At 68.9% G+C, this 25,985-nt stretch carries 23 protein-coding genes; 5 read left to right on the top strand and 18 right to left on the bottom strand.

Annotated elements, in window-relative coordinates; genetic code table 11:
* Positions 1 to 31: 31 nt before the first annotated feature.
* The 8 genes from nuoF to V5F59_RS08260 all read right to left on the bottom strand — a co-directional run bounded on the left by nuoF (position 32) and on the right by V5F59_RS08260 (position 9,355).
* Positions 32 to 1,336, bottom strand: a complete 1,305-nt coding sequence (gene nuoF / locus V5F59_RS08295; RefSeq protein ID WP_393982034.1) for an NADH-quinone oxidoreductase subunit NuoF — start codon at positions 1,334 to 1,336, stop codon at positions 32 to 34.
* A gap of 3 nt (positions 1,337 to 1,339) precedes the next feature.
* Positions 1,340 to 2,023 (bottom strand): NADH-quinone oxidoreductase subunit NuoE, encoded by a 684-nt coding sequence (nuoE, locus tag V5F59_RS08290; RefSeq protein WP_393982035.1) that lies wholly within the window; start codon positions 2,021 to 2,023, stop codon positions 1,340 to 1,342.
* Positions 2,024 to 2,097: 74 nt separating this feature from the next.
* Entirely contained in the window at positions 2,098 to 3,285 is a 1,188-nt protein-coding gene (locus V5F59_RS08285; protein WP_393982126.1) for an NADH-quinone oxidoreductase subunit D, read from the bottom strand.
* A 32-nt stretch (positions 3,286 to 3,317) separates the two neighbouring features.
* Entirely contained in the window at positions 3,318 to 3,947 is a 630-nt protein-coding gene (locus V5F59_RS08280; protein ID WP_393982036.1) for an NADH-quinone oxidoreductase subunit C, read from the bottom strand.
* Positions 3,948 to 3,962: 15 nt separating this feature from the next.
* Positions 3,963 to 4,547, bottom strand: coding sequence for a NuoB/complex I 20 kDa subunit family protein (locus tag V5F59_RS08275; protein WP_170218789.1), 585 nt, complete (start codon positions 4,545 to 4,547; stop codon positions 3,963 to 3,965).
* Positions 4,538 to 4,903 (bottom strand): NADH-quinone oxidoreductase subunit A, encoded by a 366-nt coding sequence (locus V5F59_RS08270; protein ID WP_393982037.1) that lies wholly within the window; start codon positions 4,901 to 4,903, stop codon positions 4,538 to 4,540. The genes V5F59_RS08275 and V5F59_RS08270 overlap by 10 nt, the downstream gene beginning before the upstream one ends.
* A gap of 501 nt (positions 4,904 to 5,404) precedes the next feature.
* Entirely contained in the window at positions 5,405 to 6,751 is a 1,347-nt protein-coding gene (locus V5F59_RS08265) for a DUF3300 domain-containing protein (protein ID WP_393982038.1), read from the bottom strand.
* Between the two features lie 153 nt (positions 6,752 to 6,904).
* A complete protein-coding gene (locus V5F59_RS08260) occupies positions 6,905 to 9,355 on the bottom strand; it encodes a hybrid sensor histidine kinase/response regulator (RefSeq protein ID WP_393982039.1) in 2,451 nt (816 codons plus the stop codon).
* Between the two features lie 327 nt (positions 9,356 to 9,682).
* Here V5F59_RS08260 and V5F59_RS08255 point away from each other — a divergent pair, with 327 nt between their 5' ends.
* Positions 9,683 to 11,269, top strand: coding sequence for a flagellar biosynthetic protein FliO (locus V5F59_RS08255; RefSeq protein WP_393982040.1), 1,587 nt, complete (start codon positions 9,683 to 9,685; stop codon positions 11,267 to 11,269).
* A 107-nt stretch (positions 11,270 to 11,376) separates the two neighbouring features.
* On the opposite strand, the gene dksA is transcribed toward V5F59_RS08255, so the two are convergent.
* Positions 11,377 to 11,793 carry an RNA polymerase-binding protein DksA gene (gene dksA / locus V5F59_RS08250; RefSeq protein WP_393982041.1) on the bottom strand — a complete coding sequence of 139 codons (417 nt, stop codon included), beginning with the start codon at positions 11,791 to 11,793 and terminating at the stop codon, positions 11,377 to 11,379.
* Between the two features lie 423 nt (positions 11,794 to 12,216).
* Here dksA and V5F59_RS08245 point away from each other — a divergent pair, with 423 nt between their 5' ends.
* Complete coding sequence (locus V5F59_RS08245) at positions 12,217 to 13,062, top strand: AAA family ATPase (RefSeq protein WP_393982042.1); 846 nt, start codon at positions 12,217 to 12,219, stop codon at positions 13,060 to 13,062.
* A gap of 539 nt (positions 13,063 to 13,601) precedes the next feature.
* Here V5F59_RS08245 and V5F59_RS08240 read toward each other — a convergent pair.
* The 9 genes from V5F59_RS08240 to coxB all read right to left on the bottom strand — a co-directional run bounded on the left by V5F59_RS08240 (position 13,602) and on the right by coxB (position 21,627).
* Positions 13,602 to 14,456, bottom strand: coding sequence for a MipA/OmpV family protein (locus V5F59_RS08240; protein ID WP_393982043.1), 855 nt, complete (start codon positions 14,454 to 14,456; stop codon positions 13,602 to 13,604).
* Positions 14,457 to 14,647: 191 nt separating this feature from the next.
* Positions 14,648 to 15,448, bottom strand: coding sequence for an SURF1 family protein (locus V5F59_RS08235; protein ID WP_393982044.1), 801 nt, complete (start codon positions 15,446 to 15,448; stop codon positions 14,648 to 14,650).
* Positions 15,445 to 15,825 carry a DUF983 domain-containing protein gene (locus V5F59_RS08230; protein ID WP_393982045.1) on the bottom strand — a complete coding sequence of 127 codons (381 nt, stop codon included), beginning with the start codon at positions 15,823 to 15,825 and terminating at the stop codon, positions 15,445 to 15,447. The genes V5F59_RS08235 and V5F59_RS08230 overlap by 4 nt, the downstream gene beginning before the upstream one ends.
* Positions 15,826 to 15,960: 135 nt before the next feature.
* Positions 15,961 to 16,794 carry a cytochrome c oxidase subunit 3 gene (locus tag V5F59_RS08225; protein WP_393982046.1) on the bottom strand — a complete coding sequence of 278 codons (834 nt, stop codon included), beginning with the start codon at positions 16,792 to 16,794 and terminating at the stop codon, positions 15,961 to 15,963.
* A gap of 153 nt (positions 16,795 to 16,947) precedes the next feature.
* A complete protein-coding gene (locus tag V5F59_RS08220) occupies positions 16,948 to 17,574 on the bottom strand; it encodes a cytochrome c oxidase assembly protein (RefSeq protein ID WP_393982047.1) in 627 nt (208 codons plus the stop codon).
* Between the two features lie 67 nt (positions 17,575 to 17,641).
* Entirely contained in the window at positions 17,642 to 17,827 is a 186-nt protein-coding gene (locus V5F59_RS08215; RefSeq protein WP_393982048.1) for a cytochrome c oxidase system small membrane protein, read from the bottom strand.
* On the bottom strand, positions 17,824 to 18,771 hold the full coding sequence (locus tag V5F59_RS08210; RefSeq protein ID WP_393982049.1) for a heme o synthase: 948 nt from the start codon (positions 18,769 to 18,771) through the stop codon (positions 17,824 to 17,826). The genes V5F59_RS08215 and V5F59_RS08210 overlap by 4 nt, the downstream gene beginning before the upstream one ends.
* A 264-nt stretch (positions 18,772 to 19,035) precedes the next feature.
* Complete coding sequence (ctaD, locus tag V5F59_RS08205) at positions 19,036 to 20,658, bottom strand: cytochrome c oxidase subunit I (protein WP_393982050.1); 1,623 nt, start codon at positions 20,656 to 20,658, stop codon at positions 19,036 to 19,038.
* 120 nt (positions 20,659 to 20,778) lie between these two features.
* A complete protein-coding gene (gene coxB / locus V5F59_RS08200; protein WP_393982051.1) occupies positions 20,779 to 21,627 on the bottom strand; it encodes a cytochrome c oxidase subunit II in 849 nt (282 codons plus the stop codon).
* 532 nt (positions 21,628 to 22,159) lie between these two features.
* Here coxB and V5F59_RS08195 point away from each other — a divergent pair.
* The 3 genes from V5F59_RS08195 (at position 22,160) to V5F59_RS08185 (ending at position 25,915) form a co-directional block, all read left to right on the top strand.
* Complete coding sequence (locus V5F59_RS08195) at positions 22,160 to 22,720, top strand: invasion associated locus B family protein (RefSeq protein ID WP_393982052.1); 561 nt, start codon at positions 22,160 to 22,162, stop codon at positions 22,718 to 22,720.
* Positions 22,721 to 22,829: 109 nt separating this feature from the next.
* Positions 22,830 to 24,680 (top strand): monovalent cation:proton antiporter-2 (CPA2) family protein, encoded by a 1,851-nt coding sequence (locus V5F59_RS08190; protein WP_393982053.1) that lies wholly within the window; start codon positions 22,830 to 22,832, stop codon positions 24,678 to 24,680.
* Positions 24,681 to 24,904: 224 nt separating this feature from the next.
* Positions 24,905 to 25,915: a DUF937 domain-containing protein gene (locus V5F59_RS08185; protein WP_393982054.1), complete on the top strand. Its 1,011-nt coding sequence runs from the start codon at positions 24,905 to 24,907 to the stop codon at positions 25,913 to 25,915.
* Positions 25,916 to 25,985: the final 70 nt, after the last annotated feature.

The raw sequence follows: 25,985 nt of genomic DNA, 5'->3' as shown, positions 1-25,985 counted from the left end.
GTCGCGACGTTGCGCGCCACGCGGGACGTTCTCACTCCGCCGCGACCGGGACCACCGGGTCCGGATGCGGGTTGGCCGCATACTGGTCGATGCGGGCCTCGATCACATGACGATAGTGCCGGATCAGCCCCTGCACCGGCCACGCCGCGGCATCGCCCAGCGCGCAGATGGTGTGGCCCTCGATCTGGGTCGTCACCTCCAGCAGCAGGTCGATCTCGCGCTTCTGGGCACGGCCCTCGGCCATGCGGTTGACCACGCGCCACATCCAGCCCGTGCCTTCGCGGCAGGGCGTGCACTGGCCGCAGCTCTCGTGCTTGAAGAAGGCGGAGATGCGGGCGATGGCCTTGATGATGTCCGTGGACTTGTCCATCACCAGCACGCCGGCCGTGCCGAAGGAGGACTTCGCGGCGCGGGTGCCGTCGAAGTCCATGATCAGGTCTTCGCACTGCTCCGCCGGGATCACCGGGCAGGATGCGCCGCCGGGGATGATGGCCAGCAGGTTGTCCCAGCCGCCGCGCACGCCGCCGCCGTGCTTGTCCACGAGCTCCTTGAACGGGATGCTCATGGCCTCTTCCACCACGCAGGGCGTGTTCACGTGGCCGGCGAGGCTGAACAGCTTGGTGCCCACATTGTTGGGGCGACCGATGGAGGAGAACCACGCCGCGCCGCGCCGCAGGATGGTGGGGGCGACCGCAATGCTCTCCACGTTGTTCACCGTGGTGGGGCAGCCGTAGAGGCCCATGTTCGCCGGGAACGGGGGCTTCAGGCGCGGCATGCCCTTCTTGCCCTCGAGGCTCTCCAGGAGGGCCGTCTCCTCGCCGCAGATATAGGCGCCGGCACCGTGGTGCACGTAGAGATCGAAGGGATAGTCGTGGACGTTGTCCTTGCCGATGAGGCGCGCCTCATAGGCCTGGTCCACGGCGGCCTGCAGGCGTTCGCGCTCGTAGATGTACTCGCCGCGCACATAGATGTAGGCGGCATGCGCCCCCATGGCGAAGGAGGCGATCAGGCAGCCTTCGATCAGCGTATGCGGATCGTTGCGCATGATCTCCCGGTCCTTGCAGGTGCCGGGCTCGGATTCGTCGGCGTTCACCACCAGATAATGGGGCCGGCCGTCGGACTGCTTGGGCATGAAGGACCACTTCATGCCCGTGGAGAAGCCGGCGCCGCCGCGACCGCGCAGGCCGGACGCCTTCATCTCGTTGATGATCCAGTCCCGGCCCTTCTCCAGGATGGCCTTGGTGCCATCCCAATTCCCGCGCTTGAGCGCGCCCTGAAGGCCGAAGTCGTGGAAACCGTAGAGGTTGGTGAAGATGCGGTCCTTATCGGCGAGCATGTCTCACTCCTCCCCACCGGAGGGCTTGCCGGCGTCGGCGGCAGCGGGCGCCTCGGCGGTCGCCGGCGCGCCCGGGCCGCGCGTGTAGAGCGCGGGATCCAGCAGCACGCGGGGACCACCCTCGGGCTCGGAGCCCTTGCGGGAATTCTGCGGACCGACCTTCACGGGACGGCCAGCCGCGAGATCGTCGAGCAGCTTCTCGAAATTCTCGGGCGTCAGGTCTTCGTAATAATCGTCGTTGATCTGCACCATGGGCGCGTTGGTGCAGGCGCCCAGGCACTCCACCTCAAGCCAGGAGAAGGTGCCGTCGGCGGACACATGCCGCTCGTGGCCGATCTTCCTCTTGCAGACCTCGCGGATTTCCTCCGCGCCGCGCAGCATGCAGGGCGTGGTGCCGCACAGCTGCACGAAATACTTCCCCACCGGCTCAAGGTTGAACATGGTGTAGAAGGTGGCGACCTCCAGCACGCGGATGTGCGCCATGCCGAGGCGATCCGCCACGGCGCGCAGCGCCGGCTCGGGCAGCCAGCCTCCGGCAGCCTTCTGCGTTTCCCAGAGCAGCGGCACCACGGCGCTGGCCTGGCGGCCCTCCGGATATTTCGCGATCAGCTTCTGCGCGATGGCCTCAAGCTCCGGCGTGAAGGCGAAGCTCTCGGGCTGCTCTGCGGCGAGGCGGCGGACGGACATGGCTCAGATCCCGGAACGAGCCGCGCGCGGAGCGCACGCCGGCATCGGGCGAAGGGAGAGGAGAAGGCGGGCCATCAGCGGTCGACCTCCCCGAACACGATATCGAGCGAGCCCAGCACCGCCGATACGTCGGCGAGCATGTGGCCACGATTGAGAAAATCCATCGCCTGCAGATGGGCGAAGCCCGGAGCGCGGATCTTGCAGCGGTATGGCTTGTTGCTGCCGTCGGAGACGAGATAGACGCCGAACTCGCCCTTGGGCGCCTCGACGGCGGCATAGACCTCGCCGGCGGGCACGTGAAAGCCCTCGGTATAGAGCTTGAAGTGGTGGATGAGCGCTTCCATGGAGCGCTTCATCTCACCACGGCTGGGGGGGGAGACCTTGCAATCCGTGGTGGAGACGGGGCCCGGCTCCTTCAGCAGGCGCTCCACGCACTGCTTCATGATCTTGGTGGACTGGCGCATCTCTTCCATGCGCACCACGTAGCGGTCATAGCAGTCGCCGTGACGGCCCACCGGAATGTCGAAGTCGAGCTCGGAATAGCACTCGTAGGGCTGGGCGCGGCGCAGGTCCCAGGCGGCGCCGGAACCGCGCAGCACGGGGCCGGAGAAGCCCCAGGCCAGCGCATCCTCGAGCGAAACCACGCCGATATCCACGGTGCGCTGCTTGAAGATGCGGTTCTCGGTGACGAGGGCATCGAGGTCGGCAACCAGCTTCAGGAACGGGTCGCAGAAGGCGCCGATGTCCTCCACCAGCGCGCGGGGCAGGTCCTGGTGCACGCCGCCGGGCCGGAAGTAGGCTGCGTGCATGCGGCTGCCGGAGGCGCGCTCATAGAAGATCATGAGCTTCTCGCGCTCCTCGAAGCCCCACAGCGGCGGGGTCAGCGCGCCCACGTCCATGGCGAACGTGGTCACGTTGAGGAGGTGGGAGAGCAGGCGCCCGATCTCGGAGTAGAGAACGCGGATCACCTGGCCGCGCTTCGGCACCTCGATGCCCAGCAGCCTCTCGATCGCGAGGCAGTAGGCATGCTCCTGGTTCATCGGCGCGCAATAGTCGAGCCGGTCGAAATAGGGCACGGCCTGAAGATAGGTCTTCGCCTCGATCAGCTTTTCCGTGCCGCGGTGGAGGAGGCCGATATGCGGGTCCACCCGCTCGACAACCTCGCCGTCCAGTTCCAGCACGAGGCGCAGCACGCCGTGCGCAGCCGGGTGCTGCGGGCCGAAATTGATCTGGAAGTTGCGGACCTTGTCCGCCGGCTTCATCTCGTCGGCGATGTCAACCATGGGGCGCTCCCTCAGCCGGCCTTGGGGGGGGCGGGCGGCTGGCCCGAGGCCTTCTCGTCACCGGGAAGGACGTATTCCACGCCCTCCCACGGGGAGAGGAAGTCGAAGTTGCGGAACTCCTGCGGCAGGCGCACCGGCTCGTAGACGACGCGCTTCAGCTCGTCGTCGTAGCGCACCTCCACGAAGCCCGTGGTCGGGAAGTCCTTGCGCAGGGGATGCCCGTCGAAGCCGTAGTCGGTGAGCAGGCGGCGCAGCTCGGGATGGCCGGTGAACAGGATGCCATACATGTCGTAGGCTTCCCGCTCGAACCAGTTGGCGCCCGGGAACACGGGGGTGATGGATGCCACCGGCGTGTCCTCGCCCGTCTCCACCTTCAGGCGGATGCGCAGGTTCTGCTTCGCGGACAGAAGGTGGTAGACCACGTCGAAACGCTTCTCGCGCGCCGGATAGTCCACGCCGCACACGTCGATGATGCAGGTGAACAGGCAGGCGGGGTCATCGCGCAGGAAGGTCACGGTCTTCACGATCTGCGACGGCTCGATCACGAGCGTCAGCTCGCCGAAGGCCAGCCTGGTATCGAGGATGGCGCCGGGCAGGGCCGCCGATACGTGCGCGGCGAGGTCTTTCAGGGTCTCGTCCATGTGAAAGCTCCCGGCTCAGCGCTCGATGGTGCCGATGCGGCGGATCTTCTTCTGCAGCAGCAGCACGCCGTAGAGCAGCGCCTCGGCCGTGGGCGGACAGCCCGGGACATAGATGTCCACCGGCACGATGCGGTCGCAGCCGCGCACCACAGCGTAGGAGAAGTGATAGTAGCCGCCGCCGTTGGCGCAGGAGCCCATGGAGATGACGTAGCGCGGCTCCGGCATCTGGTCGTAGACCTTGCGCAGCGCGGGGGCCATCTTGTTGGTCAGCGTGCCGGCGACGATCATCACGTCCGACTGGCGCGGAGAGGCGCGCGGGGCGAAGCCGAAGCGCTCCACGTCGTAGCGCGGCATGGAGACCTGCATCATCTCCACGGCGCAGCAGGCGAGGCCGAAGGTCATCCACATGAGCGAGCCGGTGCGCGCCCAGGTGATGAGGTCGTCCGCGGTGGTCAGGATGAAGCCCTTGTCCGCCAGTTCGGCGTTGATCTCCTTGAAGAAGGGATCATCCGCGCCCACGGGGCGGCCGGTGGAGGGATCGACGATGCCCTTGGGGGCGGGGGCGATCTCGGGCTTGGTGGCCGAAGGGGTCAATCCCATTCCAGAGCTCCCTTGCGCCATTCATAGATGAAGCCGACGGTGAGCACGCCGAGGAACAGCATCATGGACCAGAAGCCGAGATCGCCGAGGCCGCCGAACGTGACGGCCCACGGGAACAGGAAGGCCACTTCCAGGTCGAAGATGATGAAGAGGATGGCCACCAGATAGAAGCGGGCATCGAAGGTCATGCGCGCATCGTCGAACGCGTTGAAGCCGCATTCGTAGGCCGACAGCTTTTCCGGATCCGGATTCTGATAGGCCACGAGGAACGGCGACACGAGCAGCGCGAGCCCGATCACCAGAGAGACGCCGATGAAGATCACCACCGGCAGATAATCCATGAGCAACGCGTTCATTTTGCTCGCACCTCGGGGCGCTGGATCGAAGCTTGAAGCGGCGCAAATTGTCGGAGTGTGACAATCCGGGCGATGCGCTTGAAGCGTTACCGCGCCGTTCGGCTAGAGGAATTCGAAACGACGCCGCAGCCTTATCGCAGCGCCAGATGGGAGGCAAGTGCGCGCTTCGGCGAAGGTGCGATGCCGGTCCGGCAGACAAGGCCGTGACGCGCGAGGCGGTTCGCGGGTGCGCCGCACACCGCTGCCGCCGCGCCATCGGATGGCAACGCATCAAGTGCCCTTGAACCGCCACAATCCGGCATGCGCCGGCCCGCGGTGGTCCTGCCCGTGGCTGTCAGGGCGCCCCCAAGCGCCGCCTTTGCCGTGCGACACAATGCCGTGTGCGCCAGCCCGCAGGCAATTGTGCACGGCGCCGGGAACGGCAGGTGCCCTGCTGCAAAAAGGCCGGCGCGAGCGAGTCGCGCCGGCCGGGCTCCTGGAAACGCCCGAGCCTGGACTCGGTCAGCGACGCGGACGCGCCCCGCCGCGGCCACCTCCGACCTTGGCACCGCCGCCCCCGCTGCGCACGTGGACGCTGCCACCACGCATCTTGGCGCCGCCACCGCCGCGGAATTGCTGCGGCTTCGCCCCTCCGGACTTGCCACCGCCGCCCTTCTTGAGCTGCTGAGCACCGCCCCCCTTCTTGACGCCGCTCGCCCCTGCCCCGCCGCCCGGCTTGGAGCCAGCGCCGCCGGGCTTACCCGGGCCACCGATGCCGCCGGGGCTACCGGGGCCGCCAGGCTTGCCGGGTCCGCCAATGCCGCCAGGGCCACCCGGACCTCCCGGCTTGCCGGGACCGCCGATGCCTCCCGGACCTGCTGGCCCGCCTGGGCCTCCCGGACCACCGGGCTTGCCCGGCCAACCGGGACCGCCGGGCTGGCCCGGTAGAGGCTTGCCGGGATTGGGCTTCCACGGGTTGCCGCCGCCCGGCCCAGGGCCGGGCCAGGGGCCTGGACCCGGCCCGGGACCTGGGGGGCGCGGCGGCGGCGGACGCCAGCCGGGATAGCCGGGCCACGGCGGCGGGTAGACCCAGCCACGGCCCCAGTTCCATGAATTGTTCCAGGCATTGCCCACCAGCACGCCAGCCCCGAAGGCGAGCAGGCCGACACCCGCCGCCGTGTAGATATTGTAGGGGTCGTACTGGGGCACATAGATCACGTTCGGATCGGCGGACGTGATGTAGACGACATTGCGGCCACCCTCCTGCCGGGTGGTCACCACCTGCTTGTCGTTGCTTTTCAGCGTGCCCGCCGCCTCGGCCTTGGCGCGCAGGGTCTGGATCGCCACCGAAACGTCCTCGGGCTGCGCCAGGAACGCCGCGCCGATCATGGAGGTGGCATCGAGATCCTCGTTCAGCTTCGCGACGACGGTGGGAAAGCGCACCAGCGCCTTGACCGAGGGATCCCACTTCTGGGAATCGGCGCTGTCGAAATTGCCCTTCTTCACGGCCGCTGGATTGCGCTCGATCCAGCGCTGGGCCTGCACCAGCTCCAGCGGATAGACGGTGGCCGGCAGCATCTGTGCCAGCAGCGTGTCCGGATAGAGCGCATAGGGCGCCAGAAGGGGCTCAAGCTCCGCCAGGGTGTAGCGCTGGGCGTCGCCCGCCTGCGCGGGTGGCGGCGGCGCAACAGCGGGGGCCGGGAGGGGCGCATCGGCCGGCGGCGCCACGGCGGTCGGCTGCGGGCCTGGGTCCGGGGCCGGTGGCGTCTGCGCCAGCGCCGGATAGACGCTCGTGGTCCATCCGAATGCCAGCGCCACGGCCAGACGGGACCATCCCGCCAGCTCGCGGCGTCGTCGTTGCAGTGTCATGACGCCCTCCCCTTCTTGTGCGGGCGGCAGCCGGGCCGGCGCCCTCAAGGTCTTCGAGGCTCCTCCGCGCCGATCCTTCAAGGCCTCTCAACCCGTCGCACCGGAACGCTCAGGCTAGACAATGCGCAATCTCCCAGGCGCCGTCCACCTGACTTAAGCGCGAAGCGTCTCGGCCACTGTCGCGACCAGCTGCTTGAGGGAGAAAGGCTTGGGCAAGAAGGAGAAATGCTCGGTGGGGGGAAGGTTGCGCGCGAACGCCTCCTCCGCATAGCCGGAGATGAAGATGACCTTGAGGCCGGGATCGCGCGCGCGCAGCTCGCGCAGCAGGGTGGGGCCGTCCATCTCGGGCATCACCACGTCGGAGACGACGAGGTCCACCTTGCCGGCCTTCGCAATCACCTCCAGCGCCTCGACGCCGCTGGACGCCGAGAGCACCTCATAGCCGCGATTGGCCAGCGCCCGGCTGGCGAAGGCGCGCACCGCATCCTCATCCTCCACCAGCAGGACGCGCCCATGCCCGCTGAGATCGGCGATCTTCGTCTCCGGTTCCGTCGAGCGGGGCGCCTCTTCCGCCGCGCCCTCGTGGCGCGGCAGGAACACCCGGAAGGTGGTGCCGCGCCCCAGCTCGCTCTCGGCGAGGATGGTGCCCCCGGTCTGCTGCACGATGCCGTAGACCGTGGAGAGGCCGAGCCCCGTGCCCTTGCCCACCTCCTTGGTGGAGAAGAAGGGCTCGAAGATCTTGTCCATGATCTCGGGCGGAATGCCGGTGCCGGTGTCCGAAACCTCCACCAGCACATAGTCGGCGGCAGGCAGGCGCTGGCCATAGGCCGCGCAGGCGCCAGCCGGCACGTTCTCGGTGCGCAGGGTGAGCACGCCGCCGTCCGGCATGGCGTCGCGGGCGTTCACCGCCAGGTTGATGATCACCTGCTCGAACTGGTTCTTGTCGACCTTCACCGGCCACAGCTCGCGGGCGTGCTGCACCTCCAGCGTGATCCGCTCGCCGATGAGCCGGCGCAGCAGGGCTGCGGCATCCGAGATCACGTCCGTCAGCTCGATCACCTTGGGGCGCAGGGTCTGGCGGCGGGAGAAGGCAAGCAATTGCCCCACCATGCCGGCGGCGCGGTTGGCGTTCTGCTTGATCTGCATGAGATCCGGGAAGGAGGGATCGCTCGGCCGGTGCTTGGCCAGCAGCAGGTCGCAATAGCCCAGGATGGCGGTGAGCATGTTGTTGAAATCGTGCGCCACGCCACCGGCGAGGTGCCCCACCGCCTGCAGCTTCTGGGATTCGGTGAATTGCGCCTCCAGCTGCTTCTGCTCGGTGGTGTCGATGGCGCACAGGGCGATCTCGCTTCCGGGGGCCGACCCCAGCGGCGCGGCATAGAGGCGGGCGGAATGGCCCCCGCCGGCCACGGTCACGTCGCAGGGCTCCGCCGGCGCGCCGGCCGCGGGGGCGCCGGCGAGCAGCGCCTCGGCGGCGGCGCTCTCGGAGACCAGGGCGGACAGCGGACGCCCGGCCGCCTCCCGCCCGAACAGCCGGGTAAAGGCGGCGTTGGCGGCGCGCACGCGCCCGGAGGCGTCCATGAGCGCCATGGCGAGCGGCGCCCTCTGGAAGAAGAGGTCGCTGTCGGCATCGATCCGGGCCGCGGGCTCCGCCGCCGGCAGGAGATCGCGCACGGCATCGAGCGGCAGCACGGCCGCGGTCACGGACTGGACACCCGCGCCCTCCTGCGGCAGGTGCAGCCGCATCAGCACCGGCAACGCCGTCCCGTCCTTGCGCGTCAACGTCAGCACAAGGGCGCCGCGCCCGCGGCGATCGGCACGGGCCGTCGCGAGACGGGACAGATCTTCCGGGGCCACCACCTCGCGCACATCCAGGCCGTCCGGGCCGATGTCCGCCAGGGCATAGCCCAGCATCCGGCAGAAGCTCGCGTTGGGCACCAGCACCCGATCCGCGGCGAGGCGGACGATGCCCACCGGCGCGTGCTCCCACAAGGCGACCAGCTCGCTGCCCGCCTCATCCTGGGGGGCGGGAGCGGGTGCCGGCTGGGGCGGCGCAGGCTCCTCGGCGAGGCGCAGCGTCCACAGGACGCGGCGCGGCGTCTCCAGCGGATGCACGGACACCTCGAGCTGCCGGCCACGCTGGCCGGTGGCGAAGGAAATGGAGCGGTTGTGGACGACACCCCGCGCCACCGCGTCCAGCATCTCCCCCACGAGGCCCTGGCTGCCCGGCACGCGGGCGAGGAAACGCTCGGGGGTCGGGGCCTCAGCGGGCGCGCTGCGGCTCATGCGCAGATAGGCGGTATTGGCCTCGGCGACGCGCTCGCCATCCTCCACCACCACCATGGCGTCGCCCGACGCCTCAAGCGCCGCCACGCCGAGCGTGTCCTTGGCCTCGCCGCCCGAGATGGCACGACGCAGCGCCATCGCCAACTCGAAGGCCCCCACCACGGCGAGCGCGGCCACCAGGGCCGAAAGCACGGTGGAGGAGCTGTCCGCAAAGATCGCCGAGGCAGCGAAGCCGCCCGCCAGTGCCGCGATGAGCTGCGCAACCCTTGCGAGGGGAAGGCGGCGCCTGCTGCCCCGCTTCGCCCGACCTGTCGACATGCGCCCGCTCCTGCGATCACTCATGAGACCCAGCCTAGCCTCCCCTGCCGGTCCCGCCCACGCCGGACAAGCGCTTTCTTGGGCAGATTCGCCACCGACTTAAATCCTGCCATGATTATCAACAAAACCTTAGGTCCTGTGACCTAGGTTCGTGACATCCTGCGTGCCGCCTCAGCAGCGGACAGCCAGGGTAGCTCTGGGTCGGGTCGGCGCGTTGGGTCCCGGCAGCGCCGGTCGGAAGGTTTTCGGGTAGAGAGTGGCATTCGATCCGCGGCCGGTACGGCGCGACGATCGCCTCATGGACCCGAGGCAGAAAGCGGAGGCAGGATGCTACAGCAATTGTTCGGTACGGAACTCGCGTTCCCCATCCGGGTCGCCGTCGCGCTGGCGGTGATCGCCGCGTTGCTCGGCGTGACGGTCGTGGTGATGCGTCGCCTTGCGGCGCGCGGACGGGCGAACGCCGGCCGTGGCCGGTCCGGCCCCCGCCTCGCGGTGCTCGACACCGTCGCGGTCGACCAGCGCCGCAAGCTCGTCCTGGTCCGCCGGGACGAGGTGGAGCACCTGCTGCTCATCGGCGGCAACAGCGACCTCGTGGTCGAGCCGCAGATCACCGCGCGAGACGAGGCACCGCCGGCCGCGGTCTCTCCGCCGGTGAATTTCGGGGCGGTGGCCCAAAGCTCGGGCCGGGAAGCCCCGGCCCTGCAGCGGCCCTCCAGCCGCCAGCGCCTCTCCGCCGCCACGCCTACGGCACTGGCTGCCCTCCCCGAGGCCCCGTCCGAGCCGGCCGCCCTGCCCTCCATTCCGGAAGAGTCCGCCAAGGCCGAGCCGGCACCCGTTTCCCCCGCCGCGCCCGCCCCGACCATCGCTGCGCCCTCCCCCGAGCCGGCCCCGCACGAGGAGCGCCGGCCGTTCCTCGGCCGCAAGCCGCTGCTGCGCGGCGATGGCACCATGTCCACCCCCCGCCAGCCGACTCGCCCGGTCGTCGGCGCCACCGAAGCGCCCGTGCGCGAGGCGCCGGTACGCGAAGCCCCTGCCCCGCAGCCGCGGGAGGCTGAGCCGGCGCGCCGCCTGTTCTCCACCGAGCCCAGGGGGGAGCAGAAGGTCGAGCCTAAGGTGGAGCCGGCCGCAGAGAGCGCAGCCCGCGCCGAGACGGCTCCCGAGCCGGTGGCGGCGACCCCGTCCAGCCGCCTCGACGCCATGGCCCAGCGCCTCGACGCCGCCCTCAAGGATTCGCCGGGGACGCCGCCGCAGCTCAGCCTGTCGGACCTCCTCGGCGACAGCCCAGAGGCTGAGGCCGCCGCGAAGGAGGAGCCCGTCCCCGCGCCTGCGCCGAGCCTGAAGCTGGAGCCCGAGGCTGCCGCCGAACCGCCGGCCGAGCGGGCCCCCGCCCGCTTCGTGTTCCAGTCCCGCCCCCGCAGCGAGAGCCCGCGCATCGGCGGCGAGCCGCGTGTGCGGCCTGACCCGCTGCCGCGCTCCGAGCGCCAGGCGGCGGAGCCCGCCGAGAGGCCTGCCCGCCCCGAACCCGCGCTGCGCCCGCGCGAATTCACCTTCCGCCAGGGCACGGAGCCGGCCACCCGCGAGGAAGCGCCGCGCCGCGAGTTCTCGTTCCTACGCGAGGGAGCCGCGCGCGAAGGGATAGTGCGGGAGCCCGCCATCCGCGCGCTGGAAGTGAAGGCGCCGGAGGTCGAGACCGAATCCCGCAAGGCGCCGGAACCCGCCGCCGATGTGCGTCCGAGCCTGGAAGCGCCTGCCATCGAGCCGCGCCTTGCGGCCCCCCGGGCGGGGGAGGCACCCGCGAGCCCGCCCGCCGCCCCGGCGGTGACTGCCACGCCCGAGCCGGCCGTGGACCCGCTGGATGACTTCGATGCCGAAATGGCGAACCTGCTCGGCCGCAACACCGCCCGCAGCCGCTGAGCCCGCGTGCTTGAAATGAAAGGGCCGGCGACGCATCCGTCGCCGGCCCTTTTCTGTTTCTGCGGAACCGCTGGCCCGGACCCGTCGGAACGGGCGCGGCGCCGGAATCAATCGTCGCGATAGACGCGTTCACGCCTCTCGTGCCGCTCCTGCGCCTCCACCGAGAGGGTGGCGATGGGACGAGCCTCCAGCCGCTTCAAGGAGATGGGCTCGCCCGTGTCCTCACAATAGCCGTAGGTACCGTCCTCGATGCGCTGGAGCGCGGCGTCGATCTTGGCGATCAGCTTGCGCTGGCGGTCCCGGGCGCGCAGCTCGATGGACCGGTCGGTCTCGGACGAGGCCCGATCCGCGAGGTCCGGATGGTTCTGGTTCTCGTCCTGAAGGTGCTGCAGGGTCTCGCGGGCCTCCTTCAGGATGTCGTCCTTCCAGCGCAACAGCTTCACGCGGAAATATTCGCGCTGCCTGTCGTTCATGAAGGGCTCGTCCTCGCGGGGCCGATAGTCCTCGTCGATATGGATCGACATCAGCAAGGTCCTCAATAAGCGGTCGCTGCACCCCCGGACCGCTCTCCGACAAGGTTCGCCACCCTGTCGGACAACGCTCCGGTTTCAATTGCCGGAACTGAGCCCGCCCCGTCGCGCCGGACGGGCGGGCCTGTTCCCGCGCAGGGTCGCCAGGCCCCTCATCTCGCGATGACCGCGGCCGGGGCGAGCCCTGCCCCGTCAACGAACGAGAGCGGTTCCCATCGGAAGGCCGGCGCGCCGGCTCCCGGCAGGGATGAAGCTCCCAGGTCGCCGCGCTTATATCCACGCCGCAGGCCCTCGACAACCGCCATCACTGGTTGTGAAGCGCCTCGCGTGATCCCGCGCTGCGGGACTTGACGCGGGGCGCCCCGGTGCGGACGCTGCGGTGCGGCGAAAATCGCCGCGCGGGAGGGATGGAGATCCATGCGGTTCGAGGGCACGCAGAGCTATGTCGCCACCGATGACCTGAAGGTGGCCGTCAACGCCGCCATCGTCCTTGAACGCCCGCTCCTGGTGAAAGGCGAGCCCGGCACCGGCAAGACCGTGCTGGCGCAGGAGATCGCATCCGCCCTCGGGGCGCCGCTCTTGGAATGGCACGTCAAGTCCACCACCAAGGCGCAGCAGGGCCTCTATGAGTATGACGCGGTGGCGCGCCTGCGCGACAGCCAGCTCGGCGACCCCAAGGTGCACGACATCGCCAATTACATCCGCCGCGGCAAGCTCTGGCAGGCCTTTGCCTCCGACGTGCGGCCGGTGCTGCTCATCGACGAGGTGGACAAGGCGGACATCGAGTTCCCCAACGACCTGTTGCAGGAGCTCGACCGCATGGAGTTCCACGTCTACGAGACGGGGGAGCAGGTGAAGGCGGCCCGGCGCCCGCTCGTCATCATCACCTCCAACAACGAGAAGGAGCTGCCGGACGCCTTCCTGCGCCGCTGTTTCTTCCACTACATCCGCTTTCCGGACCCGGACACCATGCGCGCCATCGTCGAGGTGCATTTCCCCGGCATCAAGCAGAGGCTGGTGTCCGAGGCGCTGCGCCTCTTCTACGATCTGCGCGAAGTGCCGGGGCTGAAGAAGAAGCCCTCCACCTCGGAGCTGATCGACTGGCTGAAGCTGCTCCTGGCCGAGGACGTGGAGGTCGAGACCCTGCGCGAGAAGGACGTGCGCAAGACCATTCCGCCGCTGGCCGGCGCCCTGCTGAAGAACGAGCAGGACGTGCACCTGTTCGAGCGCCTGGCCTTCCTTGCCCGGCGCGAGCAGCGCTGAGACATCGGCGTCGTGCTCCGCGGCCGGCAGAGTTGAACGACAGACGGAAGGAACACGCTTGGACCACGCGACCCTCCTCGTGACACTGCTGGTGATCGGTGCGCCGCTGGCCCTGTTCCTGTCCCTGCGGCGGAAGGCATCGCGGGGTGCCAGACCGGACCCGGCCCAGCGCCAGGACCGCCACGTGGCGCCCCCCAGCGATTTCGGAATGGCCCGCGAATCGTCGTCGGAACCAGCCCGGGCTACGGAGCCCGAGACCTCCTCCGCAGCCACCACGGGCGCGGCGGCCGCCGCTGCAGGCGGCGCCTTCATCCTCGCCGTAGGCGCCGCGCGCCATCATGCGTCCGAAGGAGGAGGCGAATCGCCCCAGGCGCACCCGGACACGCCCGGCGGCGGCTCGGGGAGCGCCGGAAGCGGAGATGGTGACGGCGGCGGCGGGGGTGGGGATCTCTAGAGCGGCGACCCTGCGGCCAGCACGACAGGCTGGTCGGCCCCTCGCCAGGACCAGGCGACCCGGATCGGGGCGCCTGCGCCTCGGATCACCACCAGGCCTTGCCGATGTTGAAGGTGTAGCTGAGCGACACACCGGCCATGAACTGGTTGGTGTCGGTGGTGAGCGGCGATGAGGCCGCGCTGCCCAGCAGCGCGCCATAAGAGCCGAACACGCCCGCCTCGAAGCCGTTGCGGAAATTATAGGTCAGCTGGGCGGTGGCCCCCACCAGATCGAAGCCCGAGCTCGCCTGGTAGACCGGCAGCGGATTGCCCAGCAGGTTGGCGGTGAGCGACTGCTGCGCATTCACGCCGAAGTAGCTCTCCATATAACCGGAGCCGCCATAGGTGAGGCGCGGGCCGACGGCGAAGCGCCACTGACCATAGGGAATGATCACGTCCGCACCCAGCAGGCCGCGGACGCCCTCGAAGCCGCCGACGCCGTAGCGCAGTTCGGCGCGGGTGCGCAGCCACTCCACCGGATACCATTCGGCGAAGGCGCCCCCTTCCACCGCGACGCCGATGTCGCCGGTGCCGGTCAGGCGCCAGTCATCGTCCGCATTGCGGCCCCAGTCCAGCCGGCCCACGGCGCCGAAGCGGAACACGCCGGTGTCGAAGATGGCGAAGGACGGATTGTCGTCCACGCTGCGGAAGACGTTGAGCTGGCTCGCCTTGCGGACGGAGAAGATGAGGCTGGGCCGGATCGAGTAGCCGTCGGCGCCGGGATAGGTGGGCTCCACCTGGCCCGAGGCGCCGATGGTCATGTACCAGTCCTCGTTCGCCGAAGGCGCCACTGGCTGCGCGGGCGGCGGGGAGAACAGGTCGGCCGCGTGGGCGAGGGTCAGGCCGCCGGTGGAGAACACCGCAGCGAGCAAGGCGACACGCAACTTCCGCGACCGGACCATGATCAGAAAACCCTCAGCAGAAACCCGAGGCCATTCTGGGCCCGAGCGGTTTGCAAATTGCGAAGGTTTCGCCCCGGCGAAGCCCCCTTCAGCCATACCTCAGGAGAGGGTTAAAGAACTGATGCGTCAAGGCCATCGGAGCGATGAGCCGGCAAGCGTTGCAAATGGGCCACGCTCGCCGGCGCCCTGTCTCAACGCTGGCCGGCCCTGCGCCGGGCCCACAACAGCGCCCCGCACACCCCCGCCAGAGCGGCCGCGAGCCCATACCAAGTCAGCGCATATTCCAGGTGCCGGTTGGGGAAGGAAACCCGAGTGCCGCCCCCCTCGGGCAGCCCGCCGGGCACCGGGGTCGCATCCGCATCGATGAGGAAGGGGCCCGCGCCCTTCACCTCCCGCGCCGCGGCGATGCCCGCCGGATCCATGCGGTAGAAGGCATTGCGGGACGGATCGTTCGCCGGCACGAACCAGCTTGCCTCCTCCGGCAGGCGCAGGAGGCCGGTCACCTCCACCTCGCCCGCCACCTGCCCTTCGGCCCGTGTCGCCGGATCGCGCCGGTCGACCGGCACGAAGCCGCGATTGACGAGCACCGCCGGACCGTCGGGCCGCAGCAACGGCGTCACCACGAGATAACCCTGTCCCTTGTAGGCCCCCGACGCATCATCCCCGCGCACCGTGAACACAAGGGTCTCGCGGGCATGGTCGAAGGTGCCGCGCACGCGCACGCGCTTGTATTCGTCGCCCTCGCGGGTCAGCGTCGCCCAGCTTTCTGCCGGCGGCAGGGGCGACGGCGGGGCGTGGATCCGCGCCTCCACCCGGGCGAGCAGCGCCTCCTTCCAGGCGAGGCGCTCCATCTGCCAGGTGCCGAGGCCGACCAGGACCAGGAAGGCACCGGTCGCCAGCAGCGCCGGAACGAGCAGGGACCGCCGGCTCGGCTGCGTCCCGGTATCCGTGGCCTTCAAGGCCAGGCCCTCGCGCTCGCGACTCTCGCTCACGGGGTGTGCTGGTCAAGCCGCCCTTCGGCAGCCTTGTTGCGATACTGCAGCGCCACCATCACCCCCTTGAAAGGGCGCAGCAGGCCGAGGGTGACGACGAGGATGGCGGGGATCCACAAGAGCGCATGCACCCAGAGCGGCGGCTCGAAACTCACCTCCACCCAGAAGGCGAGTGCCACCACGATGAAGCCGGCGAACAGGATGACGAACACCGCAGGCCCGTCGCCCGAATCCGCAAAGCCATAGTCGAGGCCGCAGGAGGTGCATGAGGGGGCGAGGTCGAGGAAGCCCTTGTAGAGCGGCCCCTGCCCGCAGCGGGGGCAACGGCAGGCCAGGCCCGCCGAGAAGGGCGAAATGGGTGCGTAATGGTGTTCCATCTGCCGAGGCTTCCTTCAGCCGGCCCGTTCGGTGCTCCGCAGGGCGTTCCGGAGCCTGGCCCCTCGCAGGTCGCGATTTTCCGAAGAAGGAACGGGCGGAGCACGCCTGCGCTCCGCCCGTTCCGAATCCTGGTGTCAGTGACCGCCGTGGCCGCCCGACGCCCACACATAGACGAAGGTGAACAGGAACAGCCACACCACGTCCACGAAGTGCCAGTACCAGGCGGCGGCCTCGAACCCGAAGTGCTTCTGCGGCGTGAAGTCGCCCATGTAGGTGCGCAGCAGGCAGACGGCGAGGAACAAGGTGCCGACGATCACGTGGAAGCCGTGGAAGCCGGTCGCCATGAAGAAGGTCGCGCCGTAGATGTTGCCCGCGAAGGCGAAGTGCGCGTGCAGATACTCGTAGCCCTGGGTGATGGAGAACAGGACGCCGAGGATCACCGTGCACCACAGGCCCCACTTCAAGCCCTGCCGGTCGCCATGCACCAGGGCATGGTGCGCCCAGGTGACGGTGGTGCCGGAGGTGAGCAGGATCAGCGTGTTGAGCAACGGCAGGTGCCAGGGATCGAGCGACTCGATGCCCTTGGGCGGCCACACGCCGCCGGTGAAATCCATGCGCTGGTAGTTGATGGCCTCGCCCACGAACAAGGAGGCATCGAAGAAGGCCCAGAACCAGGCGACGAAGAACATCACCTCGGAGGCAATGAACAGGATCATGCCGTAGCGCAGGCCCAGCACCACCACCCGGGTGTGGAAGCCGGCGCGGCTCTCCAGGACCATGTCCCGCCACCAGCCGAACATGGTGTAGAGGACGCCGAGGAAGCCCAGCGACATGGGCAAGGCGGAGCCGCCGTGCATCCACACCACGGCACCCGCTGTGAGGATGAGCGCCGAGACCGAGCCGATGATCGGCCAGGGGCTCGGATCGACGACGTGATAATCGTGGTTCTTGACGTGTGCCTCGGCCATCTCGAACGGCCTCCCTTCCCCTGTCTCGCCTGAAACGGCCCCTTGGAGGAGGCCGCCCCGGTTCATCGGCGACGCTTCCGCCGCCTTGTCTTGATCCGGCCGCCAATCACACGGCCGTTGCATTCGCCCGCCTTGCGGCGGCTCAATCCCGCCCTAGAGCGGCTTGCCGTCCGAACCGCCCGGGGCGCTGGCCCGCACCTCCGGCTTGTCCGCCGTCTTCGCGGGGAAGAAGGTGTAGGACAAGGTGATGGTGGAGAGGTTCTTCAGGTCCGGGTCGTTCTCGATGGCCGGATCCACGTAGAACACCACCGGCATGTCCATCTTCTCGTTGCCCGCCAGCGTCTGCTCGCTGAAGCAGAAGCACTGGAGCTTCACGAAATAGGCGCCCGCCTGGGGCGGGGAGACGTTGTAGGTGGCGTTCGCGCGGGTCTCCAAGCTGGAGCGGTTGACCGCGGTGTAATGGGCCATGCTGGTGGCCCCCACCTTCACCGCCATCTCCCGCTGGTCTGGCGAGAAGGCCCACGTGAGGCCTGGCGCCACATTGGCATCGAAGCTGATGGAGATCTCGCGTCCGCTCGCCGCCGCCGGTGCGACCTGCCCCACCCGGGTGGACCCGCCGAAGCCGGTGAGCGAGCAGAACATGGCGTAGAGCGGGACCGACGCATAGGTGACGCCCGCCATGGCCGCGATGAAGGCGGCACACGCGCCGGCGACCACCGCGTGGCGGCGCCCCATGCTGCGCGGCGCGGCTGGCGCCGGGCCCTCGTTGGTCTGCGTCATGGCCTCTTCCTCGACACCTGATGTAGGCCCCACCCCAGCTTGCCCTGGTCTTTCTCCACCCGCCGCCCTAGAGCGGCCGGTGCAGCACGTTCGGACCGAGCTTCACGATCGTCACCACATAGAACAGCACCGCGAGAAACCCGAGCAGGGAGGCGATCGCGATGTTGCGCGCGCGCCGGCGCCGGCTCTGTTCCGGTGTGAGGACCACGCCCTCCTCCTCGGGCGGCGGGGTCTCGGGCATCTTGTCGCTCATCGCATCAGGCCGCCCACCAGCGCCTCACCGAGGAGCGTTGCAAACAGCAGGAACAGGTAAAGGATGGAGAAGCCGAACAGGCTCTTCGCCGCCTTCACCGCGGGCTCCCCCTCGCGCCGCCGGAAGACCCGCCAGGCCATCGTCAGCATGCCGGCGCCGGCGATCAGCGCCACCGCGCCATAAACCGGGCTCGCATAGCCAAGGAAGGCCGGGCTTGCCGCGAGCGGCACGAGGAAGAGGGTGTAGAGCAGGATCTGGAGCCGCGTCTCGTCCGGCCCGGCCGTCACCGGCAGCATGGGCACGCCGGCGCGGGCGTAGTCGTCGGCGCGGAACAAGGCGAGCGCCCAGAAATGCGGGGGCGTCCAGAAGAAGATGATGGCCACCAGCAGCAGAGGCTCCAGCGACACATGGCCGGAAGCGGCGGCCCAGGCCACCAGCGGGGGGAAGGCCCCGGCCGCGCCGCCGATGACGATGTTCTGCGGCGTCGAGCGCTTCAGCCACATGGAATAGATGACCACGTAGAAGAAGATGGTGAAAGCCAGCAGCGCGCCGGACAACGCGTTCACCAGAAGGCCCAGCACCACCACCGAGAAGGCGGAGAGCGTCAGGCCGAAGGCCAGCGCCTCCTCGGGCGTGACCCGGCCGGAGGGAATGGGGCGGCCACGGGTGCGGGACATCACCGCGTCGATATCCGCATCCCACCACATGTTGAGCGCGCCGGCGGCCCCCGCGCCCACGGCTATGCACAGCAGCGCGGTGGCGGCGATGACGGGGTGCACGTCGCCGGGCGCCCGCATCAGGCCCACCAGGGCGGTGAAGATGACAAGCGACATCACGCGCGGCTTGAGCAGCTCGAAATAGTCGCGCGGCGAGGCAAGCCCCTCGCCGGCCGCCGCGAGGGCATACGGCTCAGAAGTCGTCAGGGCTGCCCGATCGTCGTTCATTCCAGCAACTCTCCGTATCCGATACCCATCGGGCCCCCCGGTGTCCGGGGCGCGCCGCCTCCGCAGGGTACGGAAGAAACCCGATGCGCCCTTCTGGACGCTCTTCTGCGGCCCGCGGCAGGCGTCGCGCTTTCCGCAGGCCTTTCGTTCTTCATCCGAGGAGAGAGGGGCGGACCCCGCTTCTCCCCGGTCACCCGGGAGCCGTGGGACCCCACGGCTCCATGTCCATCCCAGCCGACCGGGCCGGAGACCCCTGCCCCGGCATCACTTGATGCGGGGCAGCACCTCGAACTGATGGAAGGGCGGGGGCGAGGAGAGCGTCCACTCGAGGGTGGTCGCACCCGGACCCCACGGATTGTCGCCGGCCTTTTCCTTGCGGATGAAGGCGAGGGCGGTGCCGGTGAGGAAGATCAGCACCGCGACGCCGGAGATGTAGGAGCCGACCGAGGACACGAAGTTCCACGGCGCGAACGCATCCGGATAGTCGGCATAGCGGCGGGGCATGCCGGCGAGGCCCAGGAAGTGCTGCGGAAAGAACACCAGGTTCACGCCGACGAAGGTGACCCAGAAGTGCAGCTTGCCCCAGAACTCCGGGATCATGTAGCCGCTCATCTTCGGGAACCAGTAGTACCAGCCGGCGAAGATGGCGAACACCGCGCCCAGCGACAGCACGTAGTGGAAGTGGGCCACCACGTAATAGGTGTCGTGCAGCGAGCGGTCGATGCCGGCGTTGGAGAGCACCACGCCCGTCACGCCGCCCACGGTGAACAGGAAGATGAAGCCGATCGCCCACAGCATGGGCGTGCGGAACTGGATGGAGCCGCCCCACATGGTGGCGATCCACGAGAAGATCTTCACGCCCGTGGGGACGGCGATGATCATGGTCGCGGCCACGAAGTAGGACTGCGTGCCGGTGGACAGGCCCACCGTGTACATGTGGTGCGCCCACACCACGAAGCCCACCACGCCGATGGCGACCATCGCGTAGGCCATGCCCAGATAGCCGAACACCGGCTTGCGGGAGAAGGTCGACACGATGTGGGAGATGAGGCCGAAGCCGGGCAGGATGAGGATGTAAACCTCGGGGTGGCCGAAGAACCAGAACAGGTGCTGGAACAGGATCGGATCACCGCCGCCGGCCGGGTCGAAGAAGGTGGTGCCGAAGTTGCGGTCCGTGAGCAGCATGGTGATGGCGCCTGCCAGCACAGGCAGCGACAGCAGCAGCAGGAAGCCGGTGATGAGCTGCGCCCAGGCGAACAGCGGCATCTTGTGCAGCGTCATGCCCGGAGCGCGCATGTTGAAAATGGTGGTGATGAGGTTGATCGCGCCGAGCAGCGAGGACACGCCCGCGAGGTGCAGCGAGAAGATCAGAAGGTCCATGGCCGGGCCGGGATGGCCGAGCTTGGACGAGAGCGGGGGATAGATGGTCCAGCCGCCACCGAAGCCGTTGGTGCCGGGCGCGCCTTCCACGAACAGCGACGAGAGCGCCAGGATGAAGGAGGGCGGCAGCAGCCAGAAGGCGATGTTGTTGATGCGCGGGAAGGCCGTGTCCGGCGCGCCGATCATCAGCGGGGCGAAATAGTTGCCGTAGCCGCCGATGAGCGCGGGCATCACCATGAAGAAGATCATGATGAGGCCGTGGCCGGTGGTGAACACGTTGAAGGTCTGCGGATCCTTGAAGATCTGCAGGCCGGGCTGCTGCAGCTCCATGCGGATCGCGATGGACAGGGCGCCGCCCACGATCCCCGCCACGATGGCGAAGATCAGGTACATGATGCCGATGTCCTTGTGATTGGTGGAGAAGACCCAGCGCCGCCACCCGGTGGGGATGTGGTCGTCGTCGTGGGCGTGCGAATCGTGGCTGTGGGTGACTGCCTCAGTGGCCATTCCCGGCTTCCTTGTCTCCCGACGCAGGCGCTACGGCCCGGCATCGACGTTTTCCGTGTCCCGTCTTGTCGCTTTGGCACCGTCCCGCGCGAAGCGGGGCGGCGCGATCTCGTGTCCGGCTCAGCGGGCGGCGCTGGCGTCTGCCATCTTGAGCTCCGGCGCCTCGGCGGCGGAGAACTTGCCCTTGGCCTGGGCCACCCACTTCTCGAAGTCCGCCTCGCTCACGGCGCGCACGGCGATGGGCATGAAGGCATGGTCGCGGCCGCAAAGCTCGGAGCACTGGCCGTAGTAGACACCCTCACGGGTTACCTTGAACCAGCTCTCGTTGAGGCGGCCGGGGTTGGCGTCGATCTTCACGCCGAAAGAGGGCACCGCGAAGGAGTGGATCACGTCCGCCGACGTGACCTGGATGCGGATCGTCTTGTTCACCGGCACGACCACCTCGTTGTCGACGGTGAGCAGGCGCGGCTGGCCGGCTTTCAGGTCCTTCTCGGGAACAAGGTAGGAATCGAAGCCGAAGCCGCCGTTGTCCACATACTCGTAGGACCAGTACCACTGGTGGCCGGTCACCTTCACCGTGATGTCCGGCTTCGGGATATTCAGCTCGAGATGCAGCAGCCGGAAGGACGGGATGGCGATGAGCACCAGGATCATCACCGGGACGACGGTCCACGCCACCTCGATCATGGTGTTGTGGCTGGTCTTGGACGGCACCGGATTGCTGCGCTCGTTGAACCGCACCACCACGATGACGAGCAGCACCAGCACGAACAGCACGATGGCCGTGATGATCCCGAGCAGCAGGTAGTTGAAGTCGTGGATCTTCTCCATCACCGGCGTGGCGGCGCCCTGCAGGTTGATCTGCCAGGGGCTCGGCTGGCCGGTGCCCGCCTGGGCGGCCACGCCCGGGAGCAGCGCGGCGGCCAGGGTGCCGATGAAGAAGGCTGCGGCGCGAATGAGCGATTTCATCGTCTTGGACTCTCCCCTGGTCCGGCCGCTAGACTGCCGAACTTTGTACCGGCCGACGTGTCGGCGAGTGTCCCAAGCCAATGAACGCAAGGGCAGGACGCCGCTTTACGCATGGTCTTCAGGCCTCGCCGTTTTTCGGCAGCCATTTTCCCTAGAATTCATCAAACACAATTGGTCGCGCCTTGCAATCGCCCGGGTTCGCCCCCAATTGGACAAAAAGTCCAACCTGCCCGAGCACGGGGGGTAGCGGCCCGCGCCCGGGCAACGGAAGTCTTTGTGCGGATTTGCTATTTACCTTGGCGACGCGTCGCTTTGCCGTCGATTCTTGCCCCACCGGATTACCGCGCAAGAGACAAAATACCGCGCACCTGCTCCCACCTGTCCCCAGGCCGGCGGCGGGAGCCGGCACGAAACGCACAGCCGGGCGCCGCCGCCCCATTGTTGACAGGAAGGCTTGGGCATTAAGGCATTGGTTCACAAAATCAGATAAGGCAGAACCGCCCGGCGCACCGGGCCGATGCCGGAGTTGCCGATGGTCGTGTCGTACCCAGATCGCCGCCCGTCCCCGCGCCGCTGGCCCATCTCGGCCGCGCTCAGGGCGCTTCCGCTTTTGCTCGGCGGGGTGATGGCGGCGCTTCTCGCCGCGCCCGCCTCGGCCCAGGGGGTGGTGAAGTCGGTGCACGGGGAATGGCAGATTCGCTGCGATACCCCTCCCGGCGCCCAGAGCGAGCAATGCGTCCTGCTCCAGTCCGTGCGCGCGGAGGACCGCCCCAACGTCGGCCTCACCGTCATCGTGCTGAAGACCGCGGACCAGAAGAGCCGCCTGCTGCGCGTGCTCGCCCCGCTCGGCGTGATCCTGCCCAAGGGGCTGCGCCTGGTGGTGGACGGGCAGGAGCTGAGCGGGCCCCCGGCGCCGTTCGTGCGCTGCCTGCCCAACGGCTGCATCGCCGAGCAGGAAATCACGGATGCCATGCTCAATCGCCTGAAGACAGGCAAGAGCGCGGTGTTCATCTTCTTCGAGACCGAGGAGGAGGGAATCGGCGTTCCGCTCAGCCTCGAAGGCTTTGCCCCGGGATTCGATTCGCTGCGCTGACCTGTCCGTCCGAATTCCCCCGGCATGCCCCGGGGACGGCACGGTTTGGTCATGCTTGGTGCCCAAAAGGCGAAGCTCGAGCGCGCGGGTCGGGGCAGGGAGAGGCGGGATGCACGGGGAAGAGTACGCACTGTTCGGGGCCGCCCTCGCCTTCCTCGCCGCCGCCGTCATCTCCGTTCCCATCGCCAAGCGCCTCGGCTTCTCGCCCGTGGTGGGCTACCTGCTGGTGGGCATCGCCATCGGCCCGGTGGGCTTCAACGTGGCCGACCCGGCGGTGGTCTCCACCGTCGCCGAGCTCGGCGTGGTCATGCTCCTCTTCCTCGTCGGCCTGGAGCTGAAGCCCTCGCACCTGCTCTCCATGGGGCACTACATCTTCGGGCTGGGCACGGCACAGCTCATGCTCACCTCGCTCGCCTTCGCGCTGCTCGCCTATTTCGGCCTGGGCTTCAATGTGGCGGCGGCGGTGGTAAGCGGCCTTGCCCTTTCCGTGTCCGGCACGGCCATCGCGCTCCAGCTGCTCGGCGAGCGCGGCGACCTCGCCAGCCCCTACGGCCAGCGCACCTTCTCCATCCTGCTGTTCCAGGACATCTCGGTGGTTCCGCTGCTTGCCCTCGTTCCGCTGATGGCGCCGGGGGGCGAGAGCGGGCTCCCGCATGACCCCAAGGCCACGCTGCTGGAGGCCGGCGTCGCGGTGGCGGCCATCGCCGTCATCGTCGTATCGGGGCGCTACCTGCTCAATCCCCTGTTCCGGGTGCTCGCCCGGTCCGGCGCGCGCGAGGCCATGACGGCGGCCGCGCTCCTGGTGGTGATGGGCGCCGCCGGCCTCATGGAGGCGGCGGGGATGTCGGCCGCGCTCGGGGCGTTCCTTGCCGGCCTGCTGCTGTCGGAAAGCACCTTCCGCCACGAGCTCGAGGCCAATGTGGACGCCTTCCGCGGCCTGCTGCTCGCGGTGTTCTTCATGTCGATCGGCATGTCGCTCAACATCGACGTGGTGCTGAGCCACCTGCCGCCGCTGCTGGTGGGCGCGCTGGCGGTGGCGGTGGTGAAGTGCGTGGTGGTCTACCTCGTGTTCCGGGCCGACAACATCCAGGTGGCGGATTCGCTGCGCGCCGCGGTGGCGCTCATGTCCGCCGGCGAATTCGCCTTCGTGCTGTTCCCCCTCGGCCTCGGCACCGGCATCCTGCACCGGGAGCAGGCCGACCTGCTGATCGCGCTCGCGGCGCTGACGATGATTCTCGGGCCGCTGCTGTTCGCCGCCCTCTCGCGCCTTCTGCCCCGCTTCGCCCACCCGGTGGAGGAGCCGCCGGCGGACGATTTCACGGATGCGGACGGCTCCGTCCTGGTGATCGGCTTCGGCCGCTTCGGGCAGATCGTCTCCCAGTGCCTGCTGGCGCAGGACGTGAGCGTCACGATCATCGACAAGGACGTGGAGATGATCCAGAGCGCCGGCCGGTTCGGCGTGCACATCTATTATGGCGACGGCACCCGGCTGGAGGTGCTGCGCGCGGCGGGAGCGGAGAGCGCGGAGGTCATCTGCGTGTGCGTCGACAACAAGGAGGACGCCAACCGCATCGTCGAGATCGTCAGGAGCTCCATGCCCGGGGCGCGGCTGTTCGTGCGCAGCTTCGACCGCGTCCATTCCATGGAGCTGATGCGCCTTGGCGTGGACTTCGAGCTGCGCGAGACGCTGGAATCCGCTCTCGCCTTCGGGGCCCGGACGCTGGAGGCCCTTGGCGTTGCCACCGACACGGCGGCCGCGGAGATCGCCGACGTGCGCGCCCGCGACCGGGCACGCCTGGAGCGCCAGCTGGAGGAAGGCATCTTCGCCGGCTCGGGTCCCGACGCCTGGAGCGGCCGCAAGGTGGAGCCGGAGCCCCTCACCACCCCCGAGAAGCCGGCCCGTCCGCTCAATCCCGAGGCGCAGGACATCCTCACCCACGAGACCGAGTTCTCCGGCTGAGCGGGCGGCCCGCGCGCCCTCCCCTCCGGGACCCGCTCCGCCGCAACGGCTCGGGGCGGCCGCGGCCGGCGTCTTCACCAATAAGCTTCCATTTTCGTGATTTCGGCAGGACGATGGCGTAACGTCCTGCGCAAGCCTTCCCGGATCCGGAGCACGAGGCACCGGAACGGGTGGGGCAAGCGGCCAGATTGCACGATCTGATCGGGTCGGGGTGGAGTGCGCGGATGGATCAGTTCGTCGAAATGCTGCGCGCGGCGCAGGGCGGCCAGGCAATCGAGAACATCGCCCGCATGTACGGGCTGTCCGCCCAGCAGGCGCAGATGCTGACCGAGGCGGTGATGCCGGCCTTCGCCGAGGCGTTCAAGCAGGCCTCCCAGTCGCCGGAGGCCCTCGCCTCCCTCATGGCGCTCATGTCGAGCGGGCCATATGGCGCCTTCTACACCCAGCCCGCGGTGCCGCCGGCGGACCTGACCCGCGCCGGCACCGAGGCCCTCGATGCGGTGTTCGGCTCCTCCGACGTGAGCCGGGCCATCGCCGCGCATGCGGCGGCCTCCACCGGCCTCGGCGTGGCGCTCGTCCGCCAGACGCTGCCGAGCCTCGCCACTTTGGTGGTGGGTGGGCTTGCCAAGTCGCTTGCCGCCTCCGGTGCGTTGCAGCAGATGCTCGCTGCCATGCTGAGCCGCATGCCCGGTCAGACGCCGGCGCTGCGCGCCGCCCCCGTCTCCAGCGGCAATCCGTGGATCGACGCGTTCCTCGCCTTCACCAGCACCGCGGTGGAGACGACGCCCAAGCCGCCCTCCACCGGCAATCCGTGGGCGGACGCCTATGCGCAGATGATGTTCCAGCGGGCTGCCCCCGCCCCCGCGCCCGAGCGCAACCCGGCCGCGGCATGGCAGGACGTGGTGAATGCCATGGCCAAGACCATGGCCCAGGCCGGCGTGCCGCCCATCAAGACCCAGGCGCCGGAGCCACCGCCCCCGCCACTGATGCCTTTCCAGCACTTTTTCGCGCAGCTGTTCGCGCAGGGCTTCCCGCCGGCGTTCCCCGGCGCGGAGGGGGTGCGCGCCCCCTACTCCATCCCCGAATTCTGGATGGACATGATGAAGACCGCCTCCCCCAGGGACGTGCAGGAGGCGGAGACCCTGCCGCCGGAGAAGCCCCGCCTCGTCAAGCCGCAGGCGGAGAGCAAGGGCGAGGCGAAGCCGACCAACGGCAAGCCCGCCTCCGGCCGCTGACGCGCGGGGAGCGCGCTCCGCTCCCCGGCCCTCCAGACCCGCAAAAGAAAGCGACCCGCGCCGTTTGCGG

It is taken from the genome of Xanthobacter nonsaccharivorans, assembly GCF_043194755.2.
Taxonomy (GTDB): domain Bacteria; phylum Pseudomonadota; class Alphaproteobacteria; order Rhizobiales; family Xanthobacteraceae; genus Xanthobacter; species Xanthobacter autotrophicus_G.
This window is presented reverse-complemented; position numbering and strand designations above follow the sequence as displayed.

Coding starts and splice junctions, on each gene's coding strand:
- nuoF (WP_393982034.1), bottom strand. CDS start 1,336: ATGCTCGCCGATAAGGACCGCATCTTCACCAACCTCTACGGTTTCCAC.
- nuoE (WP_393982035.1), bottom strand. CDS start 2,023: ATGTCCGTCCGCCGCCTCGCCGCAGAGCAGCCCGAGAGCTTCGCCTTC.
- V5F59_RS08285 (WP_393982126.1), bottom strand. CDS start 3,285: ATGAAGCCGGCGGACAAGGTCCGCAACTTCCAGATCAATTTCGGCCCG.
- V5F59_RS08280 (WP_393982036.1), bottom strand. CDS start 3,947: ATGGACGAGACCCTGAAAGACCTCGCCGCGCACGTATCGGCGGCCCTG.
- V5F59_RS08275 (WP_170218789.1), bottom strand. CDS start 4,547: ATGGGATTGACCCCTTCGGCCACCAAGCCCGAGATCGCCCCCGCCCCC.
- V5F59_RS08270 (WP_393982037.1), bottom strand. CDS start 4,903: ATGAACGCGTTGCTCATGGATTATCTGCCGGTGGTGATCTTCATCGGC.
- V5F59_RS08265 (WP_393982038.1), bottom strand. CDS start 6,751: ATGACACTGCAACGACGACGCCGCGAGCTGGCGGGATGGTCCCGTCTG.
- V5F59_RS08260 (WP_393982039.1), bottom strand. CDS start 9,355: ATGTCGACAGGTCGGGCGAAGCGGGGCAGCAGGCGCCGCCTTCCCCTC.
- V5F59_RS08255 (WP_393982040.1), top strand. CDS start 9,683: ATGCTACAGCAATTGTTCGGTACGGAACTCGCGTTCCCCATCCGGGTC.
- dksA (WP_393982041.1), bottom strand. CDS start 11,793: ATGTCGATCCATATCGACGAGGACTATCGGCCCCGCGAGGACGAGCCC.
- V5F59_RS08245 (WP_393982042.1), top strand. CDS start 12,217: ATGCGGTTCGAGGGCACGCAGAGCTATGTCGCCACCGATGACCTGAAG.
- V5F59_RS08240 (WP_393982043.1), bottom strand. CDS start 14,456: ATGGTCCGGTCGCGGAAGTTGCGTGTCGCCTTGCTCGCTGCGGTGTTC.
- V5F59_RS08230 (WP_393982045.1), bottom strand. CDS start 15,825: ATGGAACACCATTACGCACCCATTTCGCCCTTCTCGGCGGGCCTGGCC.
- V5F59_RS08225 (WP_393982046.1), bottom strand. CDS start 16,794: ATGGCCGAGGCACACGTCAAGAACCACGATTATCACGTCGTCGATCCG.
- V5F59_RS08220 (WP_393982047.1), bottom strand. CDS start 17,574: ATGACGCAGACCAACGAGGGCCCGGCGCCAGCCGCGCCGCGCAGCATG.
- V5F59_RS08215 (WP_393982048.1), bottom strand. CDS start 17,827: ATGAGCGACAAGATGCCCGAGACCCCGCCGCCCGAGGAGGAGGGCGTG.
- V5F59_RS08210 (WP_393982049.1), bottom strand. CDS start 18,771: ATGAACGACGATCGGGCAGCCCTGACGACTTCTGAGCCGTATGCCCTC.
- ctaD (WP_393982050.1), bottom strand. CDS start 20,658: ATGGCCACTGAGGCAGTCACCCACAGCCACGATTCGCACGCCCACGAC.
- coxB (WP_393982051.1), bottom strand. CDS start 21,627: ATGAAATCGCTCATTCGCGCCGCAGCCTTCTTCATCGGCACCCTGGCC.
- V5F59_RS08195 (WP_393982052.1), top strand. CDS start 22,160: ATGGTCGTGTCGTACCCAGATCGCCGCCCGTCCCCGCGCCGCTGGCCC.
- V5F59_RS08190 (WP_393982053.1), top strand. CDS start 22,830: ATGCACGGGGAAGAGTACGCACTGTTCGGGGCCGCCCTCGCCTTCCTC.
- V5F59_RS08185 (WP_393982054.1), top strand. CDS start 24,905: ATGGATCAGTTCGTCGAAATGCTGCGCGCGGCGCAGGGCGGCCAGGCA.